We start from the raw sequence: 16,287 nt of genomic DNA, 5'->3' as shown, positions 1-16,287 counted from the left end.
CGCCAAAGGTCCAGATGCCAATGTATCCTCAAAGCAGCGGAACCACGCCCATTCTCGAAATCTCTCGTTTCGGATTTCTTTGGCGTTTGGCGTCTGGCGTTTGGAATTTTCCCCCATGTTAGCCCGCCGCATCATTCCCTGCCTCGACGTCCGCGACGGTCGCGTCGTCAAGGGCACGCAGTTCCGCGACCACGAGGACGTGGGCGACATCATCGAGCTGGCCTCGCGCTACCGCGACGAGGGCGCCGACGAGCTGGTGTTCTACGACATCACCGCCAGCAGCGACGGCCGCACGGTCTCGACCGAGTGGGTCACGCGCGTGGCCAAGGTCCTCGACATCCCCTTCTGCGTGGCCGGTGGCATCCGGTCGCTCGACGGTGCCCGGGAGATCCTCCATGGCGGCGCGGACAAGATCTCCATCAACTCCCCCGCCCTCGAAAACCCCGCCCTCATCGGCGAGCTGGCCCGCGAGTTCGGCTCGCAATGTGTGGTCGTCGGCATCGACAGCCGCACGGAAGACGGTGACTACTTCGTGAAACAATACACCGGCGACCCGACCAAGACGCGCGCCACCCGCTGGCGCACGCTCGACTGGGCCGTCGAGGCGCAGAAGCTCGGCGCCGGCGAGGTCGTGCTCAACTGCATGAACCAGGACGGCGTGCGCCGCGGCTACGACCTTGTGCAGCTGAAGGCCCTGCGTGCCCTGCTGCACATTCCGCTCGTGGCCTCCGGGGGTGCCGGCGAGATCAGCCACTTCAATGATGTGTTCCGGATTGCCGGCGTGGACGGTGCGCTGGCCGCCTCCGTCTTCCACAAGGGCGTCATCGCCATTCCCAAGCTCAAGGAACAGCTCATCGCCGACGGCATCCCGATCCGACCATGACCCAAGCCTCCCGTCATCCTGAGCGCGGCGAAGAATCCAGCGGATCATCCGCCCGCGGTCATTTCCTGGATCCTTCGCTCCGCTCAGGATGACACGCATCGTGTTTTTAATTTTTCCGTTCCCATGAAACTCCCGAAAATCGACTGGAAGAAGACCAACGGCCTCGTGCCCGCCATCGTGCAGGACGCCGCCACCCTGCAGGTGCTCATGCTCGGCTACATGAACGCCGAGGCGCTGAAGAAGACCCTGCGCACGAAGAAGGTCACGTTCTTCAGCCGCACCAAGGACCGCCTCTGGACGAAGGGCGAGTCGTCCGGCCACTTCCTCAAGGTCGTGAGCGTCGAGGTGGACTGCGACAACGACACGCTCCTCGTGCAGGCCAACCCCGTGGGCCCGACCTGCCACCGCGGCACCGTGAGCTGCTTCGGCGACGGCGCGCTCGTGGGCGGCGTGGGCTTCCTCGGCCACCTCGAACAGTTCCTCGACGAGCGCATCAAGGGCGGCGACACGAGCAGCTACACCGTGCGCCTCGCCAAGGAGGGCGTGGGCCGCGTCGCCCAGAAGGTCGGCGAGGAGGGCCTCGAGACCGCGCTGGCCGCCGTGGCGGGCAAGCAAAAGGACTTCGCCGGCGAAGCCGCCGACCTGCTCTACCACCTCATCGTGCTCCTGCGCGTGAAGAAGCTGCGCCTGGCCGACGCCATCGCCGTCCTCGAGAAGCGTCACGCCCCGAAGAAGTGAGGAAAGCCGCGGGCCGGGTCGCCCGCGCCCCGGGGTTTGGGTCAATGCAGCCCCGGCCCCTGCGCCGTGGTCCCCAAAACCCGGAGTTGCGCCGGGACGCGAGTCGCGCACCTTCAGGGCGTTCCGCCCCATGAAGTCACCGTTGTTGCGAACGCTGCTCCTGCTCTGCCTGCTGACCGGTTCGATCCTTGCCGCGGTTGACCCGCGCGCCGGACGCTGGGCCCACGAGGGCACGGCGCACAAGCCCGATGAGCGCGTCGTCTGGGGCCGGCTCGACAACGGCCTGCGCTACGCCCTCCTCCCGCACCGCGGCGTGCCCGGCCAGGTGTCGATGAAACTGGTGGTGCTGGCCGGGTCGGTGGACGAGCGGGAGGATGAGCTCGGCATCGCCCACTTCACCGAGCACATGGCCTTTCACGGCAGCGCCGAGATGAACGAGCTGCAGATGCTGGCGTTCTTCCGGCGGCTGGGCGCGGAATATGGCTCCGACATCAACGCCTTCACGACCTTCGACAACACGATCTACAGCCTCGATTTTCGGGAAAACGAACCGCGCTTCCTCGCCGACGGGCTGCGGTTCTTCCGCGGCGTGGCCGGCAGCATCACCTTCGAGTCCGCCGTCATCGACCGGGAGCGCCGGGTGATCTTCGCCGAGAAGCGCAACCGCGGCGGTCTCTCGGAACAGCAGGTGGACGCCACCATGCCGGTGATCTTCCGCGGGGTGAACTTCGCGGAACACTCCCCCATCGGCACCGACGAGACCCTGCGGAGCCTCCGCCGCGAGCAGTTCCTCGATTTTTATCAGCGCTGCTACCGGCCCGACCTGATGACCGTGGTGGTCGCGGGCGACTTTGACCCGGTGGCGCTCGAGGGCGTCATCCGGGAAAAATTCGCCTCGTTGGTTAAACCCGCGACGCCGATTCCGGCGCGTCCGCCGGGCAAGCCCGAGCTTCGGGCGTTGCGCGCCGGGGTGTTCCGGGTCTCGGGCATCGGCTCGGCGGAAACCCTGGCCGCGAGCGCCGGCCCGCTTCCGGCGAAAATGGATCCACGCGAGGCCGTGCTCCACCAATGGCGCAACTCGGTCGCGCTCGAGCTGTTCGCCCGGCGCCTGGGCCACCAGGTTCCCGGCGCGGGCAATCCGCAGGCGTCCTACGAAACCATCATGGGCTTCGAATCGGTCGTCGCCTCGGTGCAGGTGCCCGGCGACGCCTGGTCGCAGGGCCTGCTCGGCGTGGACCAGGCGGTGCGCGATGTCGTGAAACGCGGCTTCACCGCCGCCGAGGTCAACGAGCTGCGCACGCGCTACCTGGAATACACCCAGCACCAAATCTCCCTGCTGCCGGTGATGGAGCCGGCGGAGCTTTGCTCCGACCTCGCCGACTCGATCGCGGAGGGCGCGGTGTTCTTCGGGCCCGCCACTGAACTTGCCTGGACCAGCGAGTGGCTGGCCGGTCTCAAGCCCGACGAGCTGAACCGCGCCTTCCGCTCGCTCTGGAACCTCGACGCCATGGCCTTTCACGTCGGTGGCGACGTGGACATCGAGCTGAAACCCGCCGAGGTGCTTAAAACCGTGCAGAAACACCGGCGCGGCGAGTTGTCCTACCTCCTGCCGCCCGCCCCGAAGGACGAACCCTTTGTGCTGAAGAAACCGGGTCCGGCGTCCACCATCGCCGAGACCCGCAGCGTCCCGGAACTCGGCGTCGAGCTGCTGCGGCTTTCGAACAACGTTCGCCTGAACTTCATTCCCACCAAACACGAACCCGGCCTCGTGCAGGCCATCGTGCGCGTGGGCGACGGCCTGCTCACGATGCCCGGCAAGCAGCCGGCGCTGAAGGAATTCGGCCTCAACACGCTCATGGGCAGCGGCACGATCTACTACCAGACCGACCAGCTGGCGCAGATCATCGACCGCAAGCTGCTGAACTTCAGCTTCGACCTCGCCGACAACGACGCCTTCGCCTTCCGCGGCCTCATGGCCACCGCCCAGGTCGAGACCTTCCTCGGCATCGTCACCGAGATCATCCGCAGCCCGAAGTTCAACCCCTACGCCCACCAGGAGCAGCGCGCCCTCGCCGCCATCGGCCGCATCAGCTCGATCATGGGTTTCCAGGAAGGCCTGCGGCAGATGAACGACCACCTGTTCCAGGGCGACGCCCGCTTCATGTCGGGCACGTTCAAGGATTTCGCCTCGCTCGGCGCCGCCGACGTGCAGCGCTGGATGGAGCCGCCGCTGACCACCGGCTATGTCGAGGTGACCGTCGTGGGCGACGTCTCGCGCGACGCGCTGCTGCAGTCCCTCGGACGCACCCTCGGCACCCTCGGTCCGCGGGCCGCGGCCAAGGACCGGTCCCTCGCCCCGCAGCCCGTGAAGGTGTCCGCCCCCGCCGGCGTGAAGCGCTTCGAGTTCATCGGCGAGCTCAACCTCGGCCTCGTGCAGGGCAACTGGCCGGTCACCGGCCGCATCACTTCGCGCGACAATGCCGCGCTCCAGGTGCTCAGCAAGCTCCTGGAGTTCCGCATCCGCGAGCAGGTGCGCGACGGCTACGGTTTCTCCTACGGCCCGAGCGCCAGTTTCAACCCCTTCGGCGGCTTCGAGAACTTCGGCCTCATGGAAGCGACCGTGGACTGCACGCCCGCTGACGTGCAGCAGGTCGCGCAGGTGGTGGAGGCCACCGCCGCCCGGCTCGCGGCCGGCGCGACCGCCGAGGAGTTTGCCGGCGGCGTGGGCATCGTGCGCAGCCAGCTCCGCCGCGGCTTCAAGGACAACGGATTTCTTCTCAGCCTGTTCAAGCGCGCGCAGGAGAAGCCGGGCCGCGTGGACGAGATCCTCGCGCTGCACAACGGTCTCGTGGAGCAGCTGACGCTCGAGGAAGTCAACGCCTGGGCCGCCCGGGTGCTGCCGGCCGCCAACGCCCGCACCGCGATCGTCGTGCCCAAGCCCTTTGTGGGCGTGTTCGAAGGAACGAAGATGTGAAGGGCAGGATCTGCCGGCTGACCGGCCCGGTCGCTTACTTGGCCGCTTCGCCCGGCGTGCCGGTGAACTTGAAACGGATCTTCACCTCGGGGTCCACGGTCAGCACGCCGAGCTTGCGGTATTTCTTCAAGCCCCAGTTGCGGTGATCGATCGTCGCCTCGCCCGTGATCACATGGGCGCCCTCGGCCTGGACCACGTTGACGGGAAATTCCACCAGGTGCGTCTGGCCATGAAAGGTGAGGTTGCCCGAAGCCTGGCCCTGGCCGGACGGCGTGAGCGCGAGGATGCCCAGTTCGAAGCGGCCGGTGGGGTCGCCGCCGCCGAGCCAGGCGATCATGCCGGTGTCGCGTTCGGCCTTGCCGGTCTTGAGGTCGGCAAAACGAAACGTCAGGACCGCGGTCTTGATGCGATCCTTGTTGTCCACGGTGGCGCGCAGATCATAGGCGTCGAGCCGGGCGGTGAAGGAGTCCACGGTGGCCTTCACGTCCACGTCCACGTAGGAGCGGGTGCGGTCCACCTTCAACGGGCGCTCCGCCGCCACGAGGGCGAGGGGCAGGAGCAGCAACAGGGCGAGCGTGCGGATGCTTCTCATGGGCGGGCAATATGGCGCTCGCCCCTCCGACCGCAAACGCGCAGTTTGGTGCGCCCCCCGCCCGCCATGAGCCGTCCCCGCAAGACCGCCGACCAGTGGTTCGCCGATTATGGCGACAGCCATCAGCACGACACCAACGAGCTCATCCACTGGATCTGCGTGCCGGTGATCTTCTTCTGCGTGGTGGGCTTCATCCGTTCGCTGCCCGTGCCGGGGGCTTGGCCGGCCTGGTTCACGTGGGACTTGCCGGCGGCTTTGGGCGTCCTGGTTTTCTATCTGCGTCTGTCCCCGCCGCTGGCCGTGGGCCTGCTGCTGTTCATGGGGCTGTGCCATGGCCTGCTCCAATGGCAGGCGGCGGTTTGCCCGGTGCCGCTGTGGAAAACCTGCCTCTTTCTTTTCGTGGTCGCGTGGATCGGCCAGTTTATCGGCCACAAAATCGAGGGAAAGAAGCCGTCGTTCTTCAAGGACCTGGTCTTTCTGCTCATCGGGCCGGCGTGGCTGCTCCACTTCGTCTACAAACGGCTCGGACTGAAATATTGAGTTCATTCTGGCCACCGGCGCGGTGGCCATCCCGCCTCGCGGTCTTTTTCAGCCCCGGCCGCCGCGCAGCAGGAAGACATGGGCGAGGTCGTTTTTCTCGAACTCGGCCCAGTAACGGTCCTCGATCTTCTTGAGCTGTTCGTCGCGCGATGGCGGGGGCTCGACGCCGGGGGTCTCCATCGTGCGCTTGGTCTGCTCGCCCGCGAGATCGCGGTCGGCAAGGCGCTGCACCAGCTCGTGCCAGAAGACATCGTTCTGAAACTCGCTCTGGATCTCGCGCACGCGGTCGTCCTCGGCGAGCTTGGGCGCGGGCTGGAGCGTGCCGTCGGCCCGCTCTTCCACGAGATCGGCGCAACCCATCGCGGTCGCCATCTCCATCAGGCGCTGGTCGAGGGCGAAGTAGCGCTTCGCGGCGGCGGTATCCTCGCCCTGGTAGGCGGTGACGGTCCACATGCCGAGATGCACCAGCTCGAGGAGCTGGCGGTATTCCTTCGCGGTGAACGAGGCTTTCATGGTCTTGCCACGCTTGCCCCGCCCGGCGCACCCGCAAGCGCGAAGTGGGCGGGTTATTTTTCCGGCGGCTTGAAGCCCACGGGAATACGCACCCGGACATCCGTCGGTTGGCCGTTTCTCACCGGCGGCTCGAACACCCACTGGCTCACGGCGGTGGCCGCCGCCCAGCCGAAGGCCTCGTCGGTGGCGGACACCACCAGGGGCAGGCGCGCCCGTCCGTCGCGATCTATGATGAACTCTATCAGGGCCTCGCCCGACGGTTTCCGCTCCAGCAGGGCCTGCGGATAAACCGGAAAGCCGCGCCAGAGCGGCTGCAGTTTTCGCTCCAGCCCGGCTGGGCCGGCAATGCCCTCGGCGCCCGGCTTCAACCGGGCGCCCAAGCGGAACTCCGCCAGGTCGGAACGCTGGGCAAACTCATGAACCGCGCGGATCCGGACGGCCACCGGGCCCTGGTCGTTTTGTGCCGGCTGGAAGGCCCAGGCTTCGATGGCGGCGGTGAAGGCGCCGCCGAAGTCCGGATGGGTGGCGTTCAGGATTGCGATCTCGCGCGGAGTGCCCTGGGCATCGACGGTGAACTCCGCTGTGCAGCTTCCGCTTTCGCCCGCCAGCCAGCGCCCCTGTGGAAACACCGGCGGAATGAGCATTTTCAACTGGGGCTGTCGCACCAGAGATTCACCGCCCATCACCGTCAGCCCGTTGGCAGCCAGGACATCCGAGGGTTTTGCCCCCATGCTGCCGAAGACCACCGGATACTGCACGCGGGACGACTTCACCAAGGGTCCCTGCCGGGCCGGCGTGAAGCCCGCCCGGGCGATGGCGCGAAGCGAGGTCTCCACGAAGGCCGGATGGGTCGCCCACAGGACGCGCGGCTGACTCACCGCGCCCGCGGCATCCACCGTGAACTCGATGTGCACCTCGCCGGGCAATCGCCGCTCCTCGAGCTCGGCGGGATATTCGGGCTCGATGCTGCGGTCCGCTGCGGCCGGGGTCTCCTTGACCGGGACCGGCCACAACACCTGCGGCGGGAAAAGCGGGGCGTTTTTCTGTTTCAGCTGCGCGAGTTCGAACACCACCGGCACCCGCATGGCCGAGGCGACCGGCGTGCCGTGCTCCAACGCGGGCTTGAACTTCCATTTTTGCACCGCCGCCAGCGCGGAGGCGTTGAACCGCGGGTCCGCACTCTCATGAACCGTTTCCCGCGAAACACTGCCGTCCACCTCGACGACAAACTCAACCACCACGGTGCCCTCGGCCTTGGCCTTGCGCGCCTCGGCCGGATATTCCGGCCGCACCCACTCGGTCATTAGGGCGGGGCCGAAGTCCGCGGCCGCGGGTGCCGTCTGCGCCCGGAGTGGGAGTCCCACCAGGCAGGCCAGCCCGATCAGGCCGGCCCAAAGACCGAGCGGAGCGAAAACGGAGTGCAGGCGCAAAAGCACGGGCCGGTTGCATCCTGGCCGGGCGGGCGGGTTCATGGGGTTTGGTCCGGAGTCGGTAGGTTTTCCGGCGGCGCTTCATTCGTTGAGGCCGGGGCAGTTTCGTGGGTAAATTCAATCGGGATACGCACCCGGGTGATGACGGGTTTGCCGGCTCTGCGCGGCGGTTCAAAGCGCCAGGTAGCGACCGCCTGCGCCGCTGCATAGCCGAACTCCGGCAGCGTGCTGGAGACGATGCGCGGCAGCTCGGCGTCGCCGTTGGGCGCAATGAAGAACTCGATCACCGCCTCCCCGGGCTGGCCCTTGCGCCGCAACGCGGACGGGTAAACCGGCGGCCGTCGGGAAAGTGGCTTGGGCATTGCGTCCAATTGGTTGGATGGGACGATGTCCCCGGGCTTTTTCTCGAGCTTTTTCAGGATCGTGAGCGCCTCCTCGGTCAGAGGCACGTTGCCATAATTGTTGGGCCTGAAATCATGCCGCATGGTGAGCGCGGCGTAACAGGGCTGTCCCTCCTGGTTTTTCGGCGGGGTGAACCGCCACGTATCGATCATCGCCTGCGCCGCCAGCCCCAACTCCGGCAGTCCGGCCTGCAGCACTTGGCTGGCGCTGACCCGACCGTCGGGACCAATGATGAACTTGATCTCGCTAACGCCGGATTTGCCGGCCTGCAGGACCTCGAAAGGATAAACGGGAAAAGCGGTGGTGACCGGCTGGGGTGCCGTCGTCCAGCGCAGCTCCGGCGGGAGTTCCTCGGGATTTTTCAACCTAGGCACATACCACAGCCCGGCCGGCGTGTCGCCGTCATCCAAGGTGAATTCCAGGCGCTGACGGGCCAGCGCGTTAACCTTCTTGCCGTCCATCTCTCCGGGGTGGAACCGCCACTTCAGGATCGCTTCGATGGCCGGTCGCTCAAACCAAGGGTTGTTGGAACGCATCACCACCGGGTTAACGACGTGCCCCTCGGTGTTGATGACGAAGGAAACCTCGACCAGTCCCTCCAGACGTGACCGCTCCATGTTTGTCGGATAAGGCGGTGCCTCGCGCTTGATCGGGCGTGGCAGCGTGCCTTTCTCGATCAGCTCCTTGACGGGCACGATGCGGTCATCGGCAAACGCCGCGAGCGCAAGGCTCACCAGCAGGAGGGTAGTTTTAAACGGGCGTGATACGGTCATGGTAAACCTGGCCCGTTTACGTGGGAATGGCTAAACCTGCCTCGCCCACACGAGGCAAGAGCAGACCGCGGCAAAACCGCCTACTTCTTCTCCGCCGGCGCAACAGCCGGGGCCGCGGGCGGGAGCTTGGCGCGCACGGCGGTGAAGGCGCCGAGGCTCGGGCGGGGCGCCACGCGCCACATCCAGTCGGCTTCCTTTTCATCCACCGAAAAATTGATGGCCACGCGCCAGCGCGACTCGACGGCAGCGCCGTCTTTCTGTGCGGGGGCAAACTGCCACTGCTGCACGGCGGCGAAGGCCGCGTTGGCAAACTCCGGGTGCGAGGACCGCAGCACGGACGCCTGCTTCACCGCGCCGTCGGCGCCGATGACCAGTTCCACAATGGCACCGCCGACCGTGCCGCTGGCGGCGAGGTTTTCCGGATAGGCCGGCAGCGGGGCCGCCTTGAGCGCGGGCTTGGGGGCCTCGTTGGCCGCGGCACCTTCGTCGCCCTCGACCGGGAAATTGAAGGGGGCGCGGGCCTTGAACTTGACCGGCTTGCCGTCCTTGCCCGTGCGCGGGGCCTGTTTGACCTCCTCGGCGAGCCGCAGCGCGATCTGGTCGAGCACGCGCGCGCCGCTCGGGTCGTCGCTCGACACCACCTTGCCCTCCTCGGCGACGCCCTGCTCGTCAAAAGTGATCTCGACCACCACCTTGTAACCGGGGGCGACCGCGGTTTGGGCGCGGGCCGTGAGCAGGCTCGACGCAATGGCAATCAGGAGGAGGAAACGCAGGAGAGGTTTCATGGGGGTGACGTTGACTGACAGCTGAACGGAGCAACCGCAGCTGGCAATGGGATACTTCGCCGGACGGGTCCCGCCTTGCCACGCCCGCGGGAACCACGGACCATGCGGATGGTCTGCATCTGCTGCCCACCCTGCCCCATGCGCCGCGTCACCCCCGCGTTTGTTCTCCTGTTCCTGTCTCCTGCGATCTGCGGCGCGGGCCTCTGGGACCTGATCCGCAGCCACCGTGAGCTCGAGGTCATCACGGTGACCGAAGTCTCGACCGAGAGCGGCTTCCGGCCCGCCGCCAGCCGTGACCAGCCGCATTACTACGTCGCCGCCAGTCTCGGTTACCGCGATCTGGGCGGGCAGATTGCCGGGTTCAAGCAGCCGCCGACCGAACTTGTGTTGCGCCTGATCTCGGCGGAACTGGCCAAACAGGGCTACCTGCCCAGCACCTCCCGCTCGGGCCCGCCCACCCTGTTGCTGTGCTACACCTGGGGCACCCTCAACGCCGAACGATTCTACGGCCCCGACCCCTCTCGCCCGCCGCTCCAGGTCAACCGCGGCCAGATTGTCCGGTTTCTCGGCGGCCACAAAATCGGTCTCGACCAGGCCTTCTTCAACCCCCTGACCGCCCCGATGGTCGGCCTCACGGCCAACAGCTATGACGCCCGGAACCTGCTGGAGGTGGCGGAGGAGGATTTCTACGTGATTGTCGTGTCGGCCTACGATCTGGATGCCGCGCTGGAAATGCGCCGCAAACCGCCCCTGTGGACCACCCGCATCGCCGCCCCCTCCTTGGGTTTCAGCCTGGCTGACGTCATGCCGGCCATGCTCGCCATCGGCGGACAGCAGTTCGGCCGCGAGACCCCGCGCCCGGTCTGGATCAACGCCGACGACAAGTTCACCCCCAACGTGAAGCTCGGCGAACTGCAGCTGGTCGAATACCTGAAGAGCGACCCGTTGCCCGTGACCGACGCCTCCGAGACGAAGGTGGAAAAGAAGCCCTGATCGAAACCCATGGTCGGTGGCGGAGCCGTCGCGGCTCAGGTTTTCCTGGCCAACCGCGCGCCCAAACCCCGGCATTGACCGGCCCCGGGCCGCTCTCTTTGCTGACCAACTGCTCCCCACATCCAGTTGGGGGCGCTCCTTACCACCATGTCCACTCCCTCCGCCGAAAACCCGAATCTCATGGAAGCCCTCGTGTCGCTCGCGAAGCGCCGCGGCTTCATCTACCAGTCGTCCGAAATCTACGGCGGCCTCAACGGTTTCTTCGACTACGGCCCGCTCGGCGTGGAGCTCAAGCGCAACATCCGCGACTGCTGGTGGCGCGACATGGTCCACCGCCGCGACGACATCGTCGGCATCGAGACCTCGATCATCATGCACCCCAAGGTCTGGGAAGCTTCCGGCCACGTCGCCGGCTTCACCGACCCGCTCGTGGACTGCAAGGTGAGCAAGCAGCGCTACCGGGCGGACCAGCTGTTCTGGTCGCCGGTCGTCGTGGACGGCAAGGTCGCGGGCTACGTCTCCGCGCTCGAAAGCGAGAAGACCGCCGAAGACCTCCAGGCCGCCGCCGAGTCGTTCAAGCGCAAGAAGGCCCTCCAGGGCGCGCTCGCGCCGGTCGTCGCCAAGGACTTCACCGAGGCCGCCGAAACCGAGATCCCGCTGATCCCCTCCCCCGCCACCGGCGAGCCCGGCAGCCTGACGCCGCCGCGCGCGTTCAACATGATGTTCGAGACCAATGTCGGCGCGCTCAAGGACGCCTCATCGGTCGCCTACCTCCGCCCCGAGACGGCGCAGGGCATGTTCGTGGACTTCAAGAACGTCATCGACACCACGCGCGTGAAGCTGCCCTTCGGCATCGCCCAGGTCGGCAAGTCGTTCCGCAACGAGATCACGCCGCGCAACTTCATCTTCCGCTCCCGCGAGTTCGAGCAGATGGAGATGGAGTATTTCATCCACGAGCACGCCGACTGGGCCAAGGCCCACGAGGAGTGGATCACCTGGTGCGAGAAATGGCTCAAGAGCATCGGCCTGCCCGAGTCGCACCTCTCGCGCTACGCCCACCCGAAGGAGAAGCTCGCGTTCTACTCACGCGGCACGGTGGACATCATGTTCAAGTATCCCTTCGGCGTGCAGGAGCTCTGGGGCATCGCCGCCCGCGGCAACTACGACCTCACGCAGCACGCCAACGCCAGCGGCAAGCCGCAGGAGATGTTCGACGAGGCCACGAAGAAGAAGTTCGTCCCGCACGTCATCGAGCCCGCCGTCGGCACCGACCGCATCTTCCTCGCCGTGCTCACCGCCGCCTACGCGGAAGAGGACGTGAAGGACGAGAAGGGCAACGTCGAGAAGCGCACCGTGCTGCGGTTCTCCCCGCGCATCGCCCCGGTCAAGGTCGCCGTGCTCCCGCTCCTCAAGAACAAGGAGCAGCTCACCGACCGCGCCAAGGCCCTCTACGCGAAACTCAAGCGCAACTACGCCGTGCAATACGACGACGGCGGCGCCATCGGCAAACGCTACCGCCGCCAGGACGAGGCCGGCACGCCCTGGTGCGTGACCATCGACTTCGACACCATCGAGAAGCCCGGCGACACCTTCACCCTCCGCGAGCGCGACAGCATGAGCCAGAAGCGCATCACCGAGGCTGAGCTGTTCGCCCTTCTCGCCGAGCAGGTTTACTGAGAGGTGGAGCGCGTTGCCCGTTCGACGAGCTCAGGGCCTTGAGCCTGCCGAAACGGCTCCCCAACGCGCTTTCGCCCTCGCCCATGCCGCCCAATCCCCGTCAACCCGCCGTGCGCTCGGTCCGCACGCCGCAGGCGCTCACCGCGCTGCGCGGCTGGCTGGGCACGTTTCCCGCGGAGACGCGCGAGGTCGGCGGCGACCTTTACCGCCGCAAGGCCGTGAAGGAGGTCTGGTCCGAGGCCGACCACTTGGTGAAAGCCGAGGTGGACATCGGCAGCGAGTTGCTCGGGATCACGTTGTTTCTCACCCGCGGCGCGTGGACCTCGCGCTGTTCGTGTCCGGTGCTGGACCGCTGCGAACACGTCTATGCCGCCGGCCTCGCCTGGCTGGCCGCGGTCGAAGCCGGCCAGCTTGACGGCCGCCGCCCGACCATTCCCCTGCTGCCGGCGGACCGTGCCGCCGAGGCGAAACCTGCCGCTCCGATCACGCCCAGCAGCGAACCCGTGCTACCGGCCGGTCTCGCCGCCTGGTTGCGCGCCCTGCCCGCACCGGGTGAAAAACCCGCGGGCGGGCCGCTGCAACAGATCGCCGGCCTGCGCGTGCGGCTCGAACCCACCGGCAAGTGGCAGCTGGAAGTCCGCGTGGCCGACGAGCCGCGCTGGAAACCGCCGGCCAAGCGTCTGCTGGCCGATATCGCCGCGTCGCGCCCGGCAGATTTCGAGCACCTGCCGCCGGCCGAGGCCGCGCTTGGCGCCGCCTTCGCCGCGGAATGCCGCCTCGACGCCCGCACCCTCACGCCGCGCCTGTCGCTCTCCGAGGAAACTGTCGTCGGTCTCCTGCGCACCACGGCCGCGCGCGCCGCCCTCGTGCTGCCCGACGGCAGCCCCTTCGCCGTGCAGCCGGAACCGCTCGCGTTCCAGGCCAGCGCTGCGCCGGGCAAGGCCGACCGGCTCGACCTGCATCTCGTCACGCCCGACGGACGCGTCGCCGCGGGCGCACGACTCATCGCGCCGCGCCCGGAACCGCTTTACCTGTTCGACGGCTTCGTCTGGCGCGGTCCGCCGCCGGCCCCCTCCTCCCAGCTGCCGACCGCCGCTCTCAACGACGCCCGCATTTTGCCCCGCCTGCGCGCGGCGGGCATTCGTCTGCCCGCCGGCCTGTCGGCCGAGATCCGCACCGTCGTGCTGCGTCCGCGCCTGCGCTGCTGGCTCACACCCGCCTACGAGGAGAACGAGCGCGACTTTCACGCGCAACTCGTCGCCCGCGCCGAGAACCCGCCCTGCGAACAGCGTTGGACTGAGAACGCCGGCTGGCAATGGAGCCCGCAAGGCCTGCCGCCACCACGCGGCCCGGGGGAGCCACTGCTCGAGTTCGATCTCTCCAAGGCCCAGGTCGTGAGCGGGAGCTTCGCGTCGTTTCGCCTGGTGTGGGACGGCTGGGCCGAGGCGTGGACGCGGCCCGTGTCGGACAGCTTTCCCGACGAGTTCATCGACTGGCACGAGGCACTGCCCGATGACGTCGAGCTCGATGTGTCGCCGGAACTCGCTGCGTTGCTCGGCGCGCCGTTGCGCGCGCACCTGAAACTCGGCGTCGCCCCCGCCGGAGGAAACAAGGAGGACTGGTTCGACCTGTCCGTCGGCGTGAAGATCGAGGACACCACGCTCACGCCCGAGGAAATCGCCCTGCTGGTGAAGGCCCGCGGCAAATGGGTCAGCCTGCCGAAACACGGCTGGCGCCGCCTCGACCCGTCTCTCGCCATCGATCCTCTTGCCGCCGTCGCGCTCGAACGCCTGGGCTTGAGCCTCGACGAAGTCATCGCCACGGGGCGCGCGACCAACCACCGCCTGCACGCCCTGCAGCTCGCCGCCGCGTCTGAGCCATTCGTGGGTGAGGACGCGCTGGTCATTCATCAGCTGAAAGAGCGCCTGACCCGTCTGGCCGCGTTGCCACCGCCGGCGCTTCCGGCCGGACTGCGCGCCGAGCTGCGTCCCTACCAGCGCGAAGGCTTCCAGTTTCTTGCCCACCTCTCCCGCCACGGCCTCGGCGGCATCCTCGCCGACGACATGGGCCTCGGCAAAACCGTGCAAACCCTCGCCTGGCTCCTCCACCTCGTGGAAACCGCGAATGTTCGTATTACGAACATTGTCAGCTCGCGTCCGCCCGAGGAAACCCAACCCAATGTTCGTAATACGAACATTGGGCTGGAGGGCATGCGGCCGTTCCGTTGCCTCGTGGTCTGCCCGAAGAGCGTGACGCACGGGTGGCTGACGGAGGCGGCGCGTTTTGCGCCGGAGTTGGAGACGGTGGCGTTTGACCCGGTGAACCCGCGGGCGGTCGCCGAGGCGATTGATGCGCCCGGGCGGACGGCGCCGCGCGTGCTCGTGGCCAATTACGCGCAGCTGCGGCTGCACGCCACGGCCTTCCGCGGGGCGGAATGGGACGCGGTCGTGCTCGACGAAGGGCAGTTCATCAAGAACCCCGGCAGCCAGGTGGCCATCGTCGCGCGTTCGCTGCAGGCGCAGCACCGCCTTGTGCTCACCGGCACGCCAATCGAGAACCGGCTCACGGACTTGTGGAGCTTGTTCGCTTTCGCGCAGCCCGGCCTGCTCGGCGACCAGCCCGGTTTCCGCCGCCAATACCCGGAGGTCGAACCGGCCGCCCTCGCGCGACTGCACCGGCGCGTGCAACACTTCCTGCTGCGCCGCACCAAGGCCCAGGCCGCGCCCGACCTGCCCACGCGCACCGAGGACGACATCATCGTGGACCTCGAGGGCGAACAGCGCGCGCTCTACGACGCCGAGCTGAAGCGCGCCCGCGCGCATCTGATGGGCGTGAAGACGCCCGGCGAGCTCGGCGCGGTCCGCTTCCACGTGCTCGCAAGCCTGCTCCGCCTGCGCCAGATCTGCTGCCATCCCGCGCTCGTCGATCCGGCGCACGCCGCGCTGCCCAGCGCGAAGCTCGACGCCCTGCTTGAGCGCATCGAGGAACTCGCCGACGAAGGCCACCAGGTGCTCGTGTTCAGCCAGTTCACCGGGATGTTGGAACTCATCCGCGCCCGTCTCGTGGAGGCGAACATCGGTCATCTCATTCTCACCGGTGCGACGGAGAACCGCGCCGAGCTGGTGGATCAATTCCAGACCGACAAATCCAAGACCGTCTTCCTGCTCTCGCTCAAGGCCGCCGGCTTCGGCCTCAACCTCACGGCCGCAAGCTACGCGTTCCTCTACGACCCGTGGTGGAACCCCGCGGCCGAGGCCCAGGCCATCGACCGCATCCACCGCATCGGCCAGACGCGCCCCGTGATGGCCTACCGCCTGATCGCCGACAATTCCGTCGAACAGAAGATCCGCGCCCTGCAGCGCGAGAAGTCCGCCCTCGCCTCCGCCGTCATCCAGGAAGAATCCGTCGCCACCGTGATGGACCTAGAAAGCCTGCGGGAGATTTTGAGCTGAGGCCGTTCCATGGAAAACCCCTGCACCTTCTCTCCCGACCGGCGGCACCGCTATTCGCTTGTGCACCGGTGGAATCCGCTCTTCGGCGACCGGCTCATCCTGTGGATCGGGCTCAATCCCTCGACCGCCGACGAGCAGCAGCTCGATCCGACGCTCACGCGCATCCGCTCGTTCTCGCAGCGCGAGGGCTTCGACGGGTTCTGGATGGCCAACCTCTTTGCCCTGCGCACGCCCTACCCGAAGGAAATGATGGCTGACCCCGACCCGGTCGGCCCGGGCAACGATGCGTCCCTCCTCGAGGCCGCGGACCGCTGCGAACGCATCGTCGCCGCCTGGGGCGCCGGCGGGGATTTCCAAGGGCGCGCGACCGCCGTGGCGAAACTCTTCGCCGGCCGCGAACTCTGGTGCCTCGGCACCACGCAGGACGGCCAGCCCCGCCATCCGCTCTACGTGGCCGCCAAGGCGCCGCTGGTGCGGTGGCTTTCTCCGCTACAGGTTCAGCCGTAGCCGCGCTGGAGCGCAGTCCCTCGACAGG

At 67.4% G+C, this 16,287-nt stretch carries 13 protein-coding genes; 8 read left to right on the top strand and 5 right to left on the bottom strand.

The window, feature by feature from the left end:
* The first annotated feature begins 115 nt into the window (after window positions 1–115).
* The 3 genes from hisF to ESB00_RS00690 all read left to right on the top strand — a co-directional run bounded on the left by hisF (window position 116) and on the right by ESB00_RS00690 (window position 4,595).
* Window positions 116–883: an imidazole glycerol phosphate synthase subunit HisF gene (gene hisF, locus ESB00_RS00700; RefSeq protein ID WP_129045816.1), complete on the top strand. Its 768-nt coding sequence runs from the start codon at window positions 116–118 to the stop codon at window positions 881–883.
* A gap of 123 nt (window positions 884–1,006) precedes the next feature.
* On the top strand, window positions 1,007–1,621 hold the full coding sequence (gene hisIE, locus ESB00_RS00695; RefSeq protein WP_129045815.1) for a bifunctional phosphoribosyl-AMP cyclohydrolase/phosphoribosyl-ATP diphosphatase HisIE: 615 nt from the start codon (window positions 1,007–1,009) through the stop codon (window positions 1,619–1,621).
* Window positions 1,622–1,751: 130 nt separating this feature from the next.
* The gene (locus tag ESB00_RS00690) at window positions 1,752–4,595 is read left to right on the top strand and encodes a M16 family metallopeptidase (RefSeq protein ID WP_129045814.1); all 2,844 of its coding nucleotides are present in this window, start codon (window positions 1,752–1,754) and stop codon (window positions 4,593–4,595) included.
* Between the two features lie 34 nt (window positions 4,596–4,629).
* Here the strand turns inward: ESB00_RS00690 and ESB00_RS00685 are convergent, their stop codons facing one another.
* Window positions 4,630–5,187 (bottom strand): YceI family protein, encoded by a 558-nt coding sequence (locus ESB00_RS00685; protein ID WP_164975965.1) that lies wholly within the window; start codon window positions 5,185–5,187, stop codon window positions 4,630–4,632.
* 66 nt (window positions 5,188–5,253) lie between these two features.
* Here ESB00_RS00685 and ESB00_RS00680 point away from each other — a divergent pair, with 66 nt between their 5' ends.
* Window positions 5,254–5,727 carry an Mpo1 family 2-hydroxy fatty acid dioxygenase gene (locus ESB00_RS00680; RefSeq protein ID WP_129045812.1) on the top strand — a complete coding sequence of 158 codons (474 nt, stop codon included), beginning with the start codon at window positions 5,254–5,256 and terminating at the stop codon, window positions 5,725–5,727.
* A gap of 48 nt (window positions 5,728–5,775) precedes the next feature.
* On the opposite strand, the gene ESB00_RS00675 is transcribed toward ESB00_RS00680, so the two are convergent.
* The 4 genes from ESB00_RS00675 to ESB00_RS00660 form a co-directional block, all read right to left on the bottom strand.
* On the bottom strand, window positions 5,776–6,240 hold the full coding sequence (locus ESB00_RS00675; RefSeq protein ID WP_129045811.1) for a hypothetical protein: 465 nt from the start codon (window positions 6,238–6,240) through the stop codon (window positions 5,776–5,778).
* 53 nt (window positions 6,241–6,293) lie between these two features.
* A complete protein-coding gene (locus tag ESB00_RS00670; RefSeq protein ID WP_129045810.1) occupies window positions 6,294–7,712 on the bottom strand; it encodes a TonB family protein in 1,419 nt (472 codons plus the stop codon).
* A complete protein-coding gene (locus tag ESB00_RS00665; protein ID WP_129045809.1) occupies window positions 7,709–8,845 on the bottom strand; it encodes an energy transducer TonB in 1,137 nt (378 codons plus the stop codon). Before ESB00_RS00665 ends, ESB00_RS00670 begins: the two co-directional genes overlap by 4 nt.
* 80 nt (window positions 8,846–8,925) lie before the next feature.
* On the bottom strand, window positions 8,926–9,630 hold the full coding sequence (locus ESB00_RS00660; RefSeq protein ID WP_129045808.1) for an energy transducer TonB: 705 nt from the start codon (window positions 9,628–9,630) through the stop codon (window positions 8,926–8,928).
* Window positions 9,631–9,768: 138 nt separating this feature from the next.
* On the opposite strand from ESB00_RS00660, the gene ESB00_RS00655 reads away from it, so the two are divergent.
* From ESB00_RS00655 to ESB00_RS00640, 4 genes are all read left to right on the top strand, one after another.
* Complete coding sequence (locus tag ESB00_RS00655) at window positions 9,769–10,623, top strand: hypothetical protein (protein ID WP_129045807.1); 855 nt, start codon at window positions 9,769–9,771, stop codon at window positions 10,621–10,623.
* A gap of 147 nt (window positions 10,624–10,770) precedes the next feature.
* Window positions 10,771–12,300 carry a glycine--tRNA ligase gene (locus ESB00_RS00650; protein WP_129045806.1) on the top strand — a complete coding sequence of 510 codons (1,530 nt, stop codon included), beginning with the start codon at window positions 10,771–10,773 and terminating at the stop codon, window positions 12,298–12,300.
* 83 nt (window positions 12,301–12,383) lie between these two features.
* A complete protein-coding gene (locus ESB00_RS00645; protein WP_129045805.1) occupies window positions 12,384–15,752 on the top strand; it encodes a DEAD/DEAH box helicase in 3,369 nt (1,122 codons plus the stop codon).
* Window positions 15,753–15,761: 9 nt separating this feature from the next.
* Complete coding sequence (locus ESB00_RS00640) at window positions 15,762–16,259, top strand: DUF1643 domain-containing protein (RefSeq protein WP_129045804.1); 498 nt, start codon at window positions 15,762–15,764, stop codon at window positions 16,257–16,259.
* Window positions 16,260–16,287: the final 28 nt, after the last annotated feature.

This window comes from Oleiharenicola lentus, from assembly GCF_004118375.1.
GTDB lineage: Bacteria > Verrucomicrobiota > Verrucomicrobiia > Opitutales > Opitutaceae > Lacunisphaera > Lacunisphaera lenta.
This window is presented reverse-complemented; position numbering and strand designations above follow the sequence as displayed.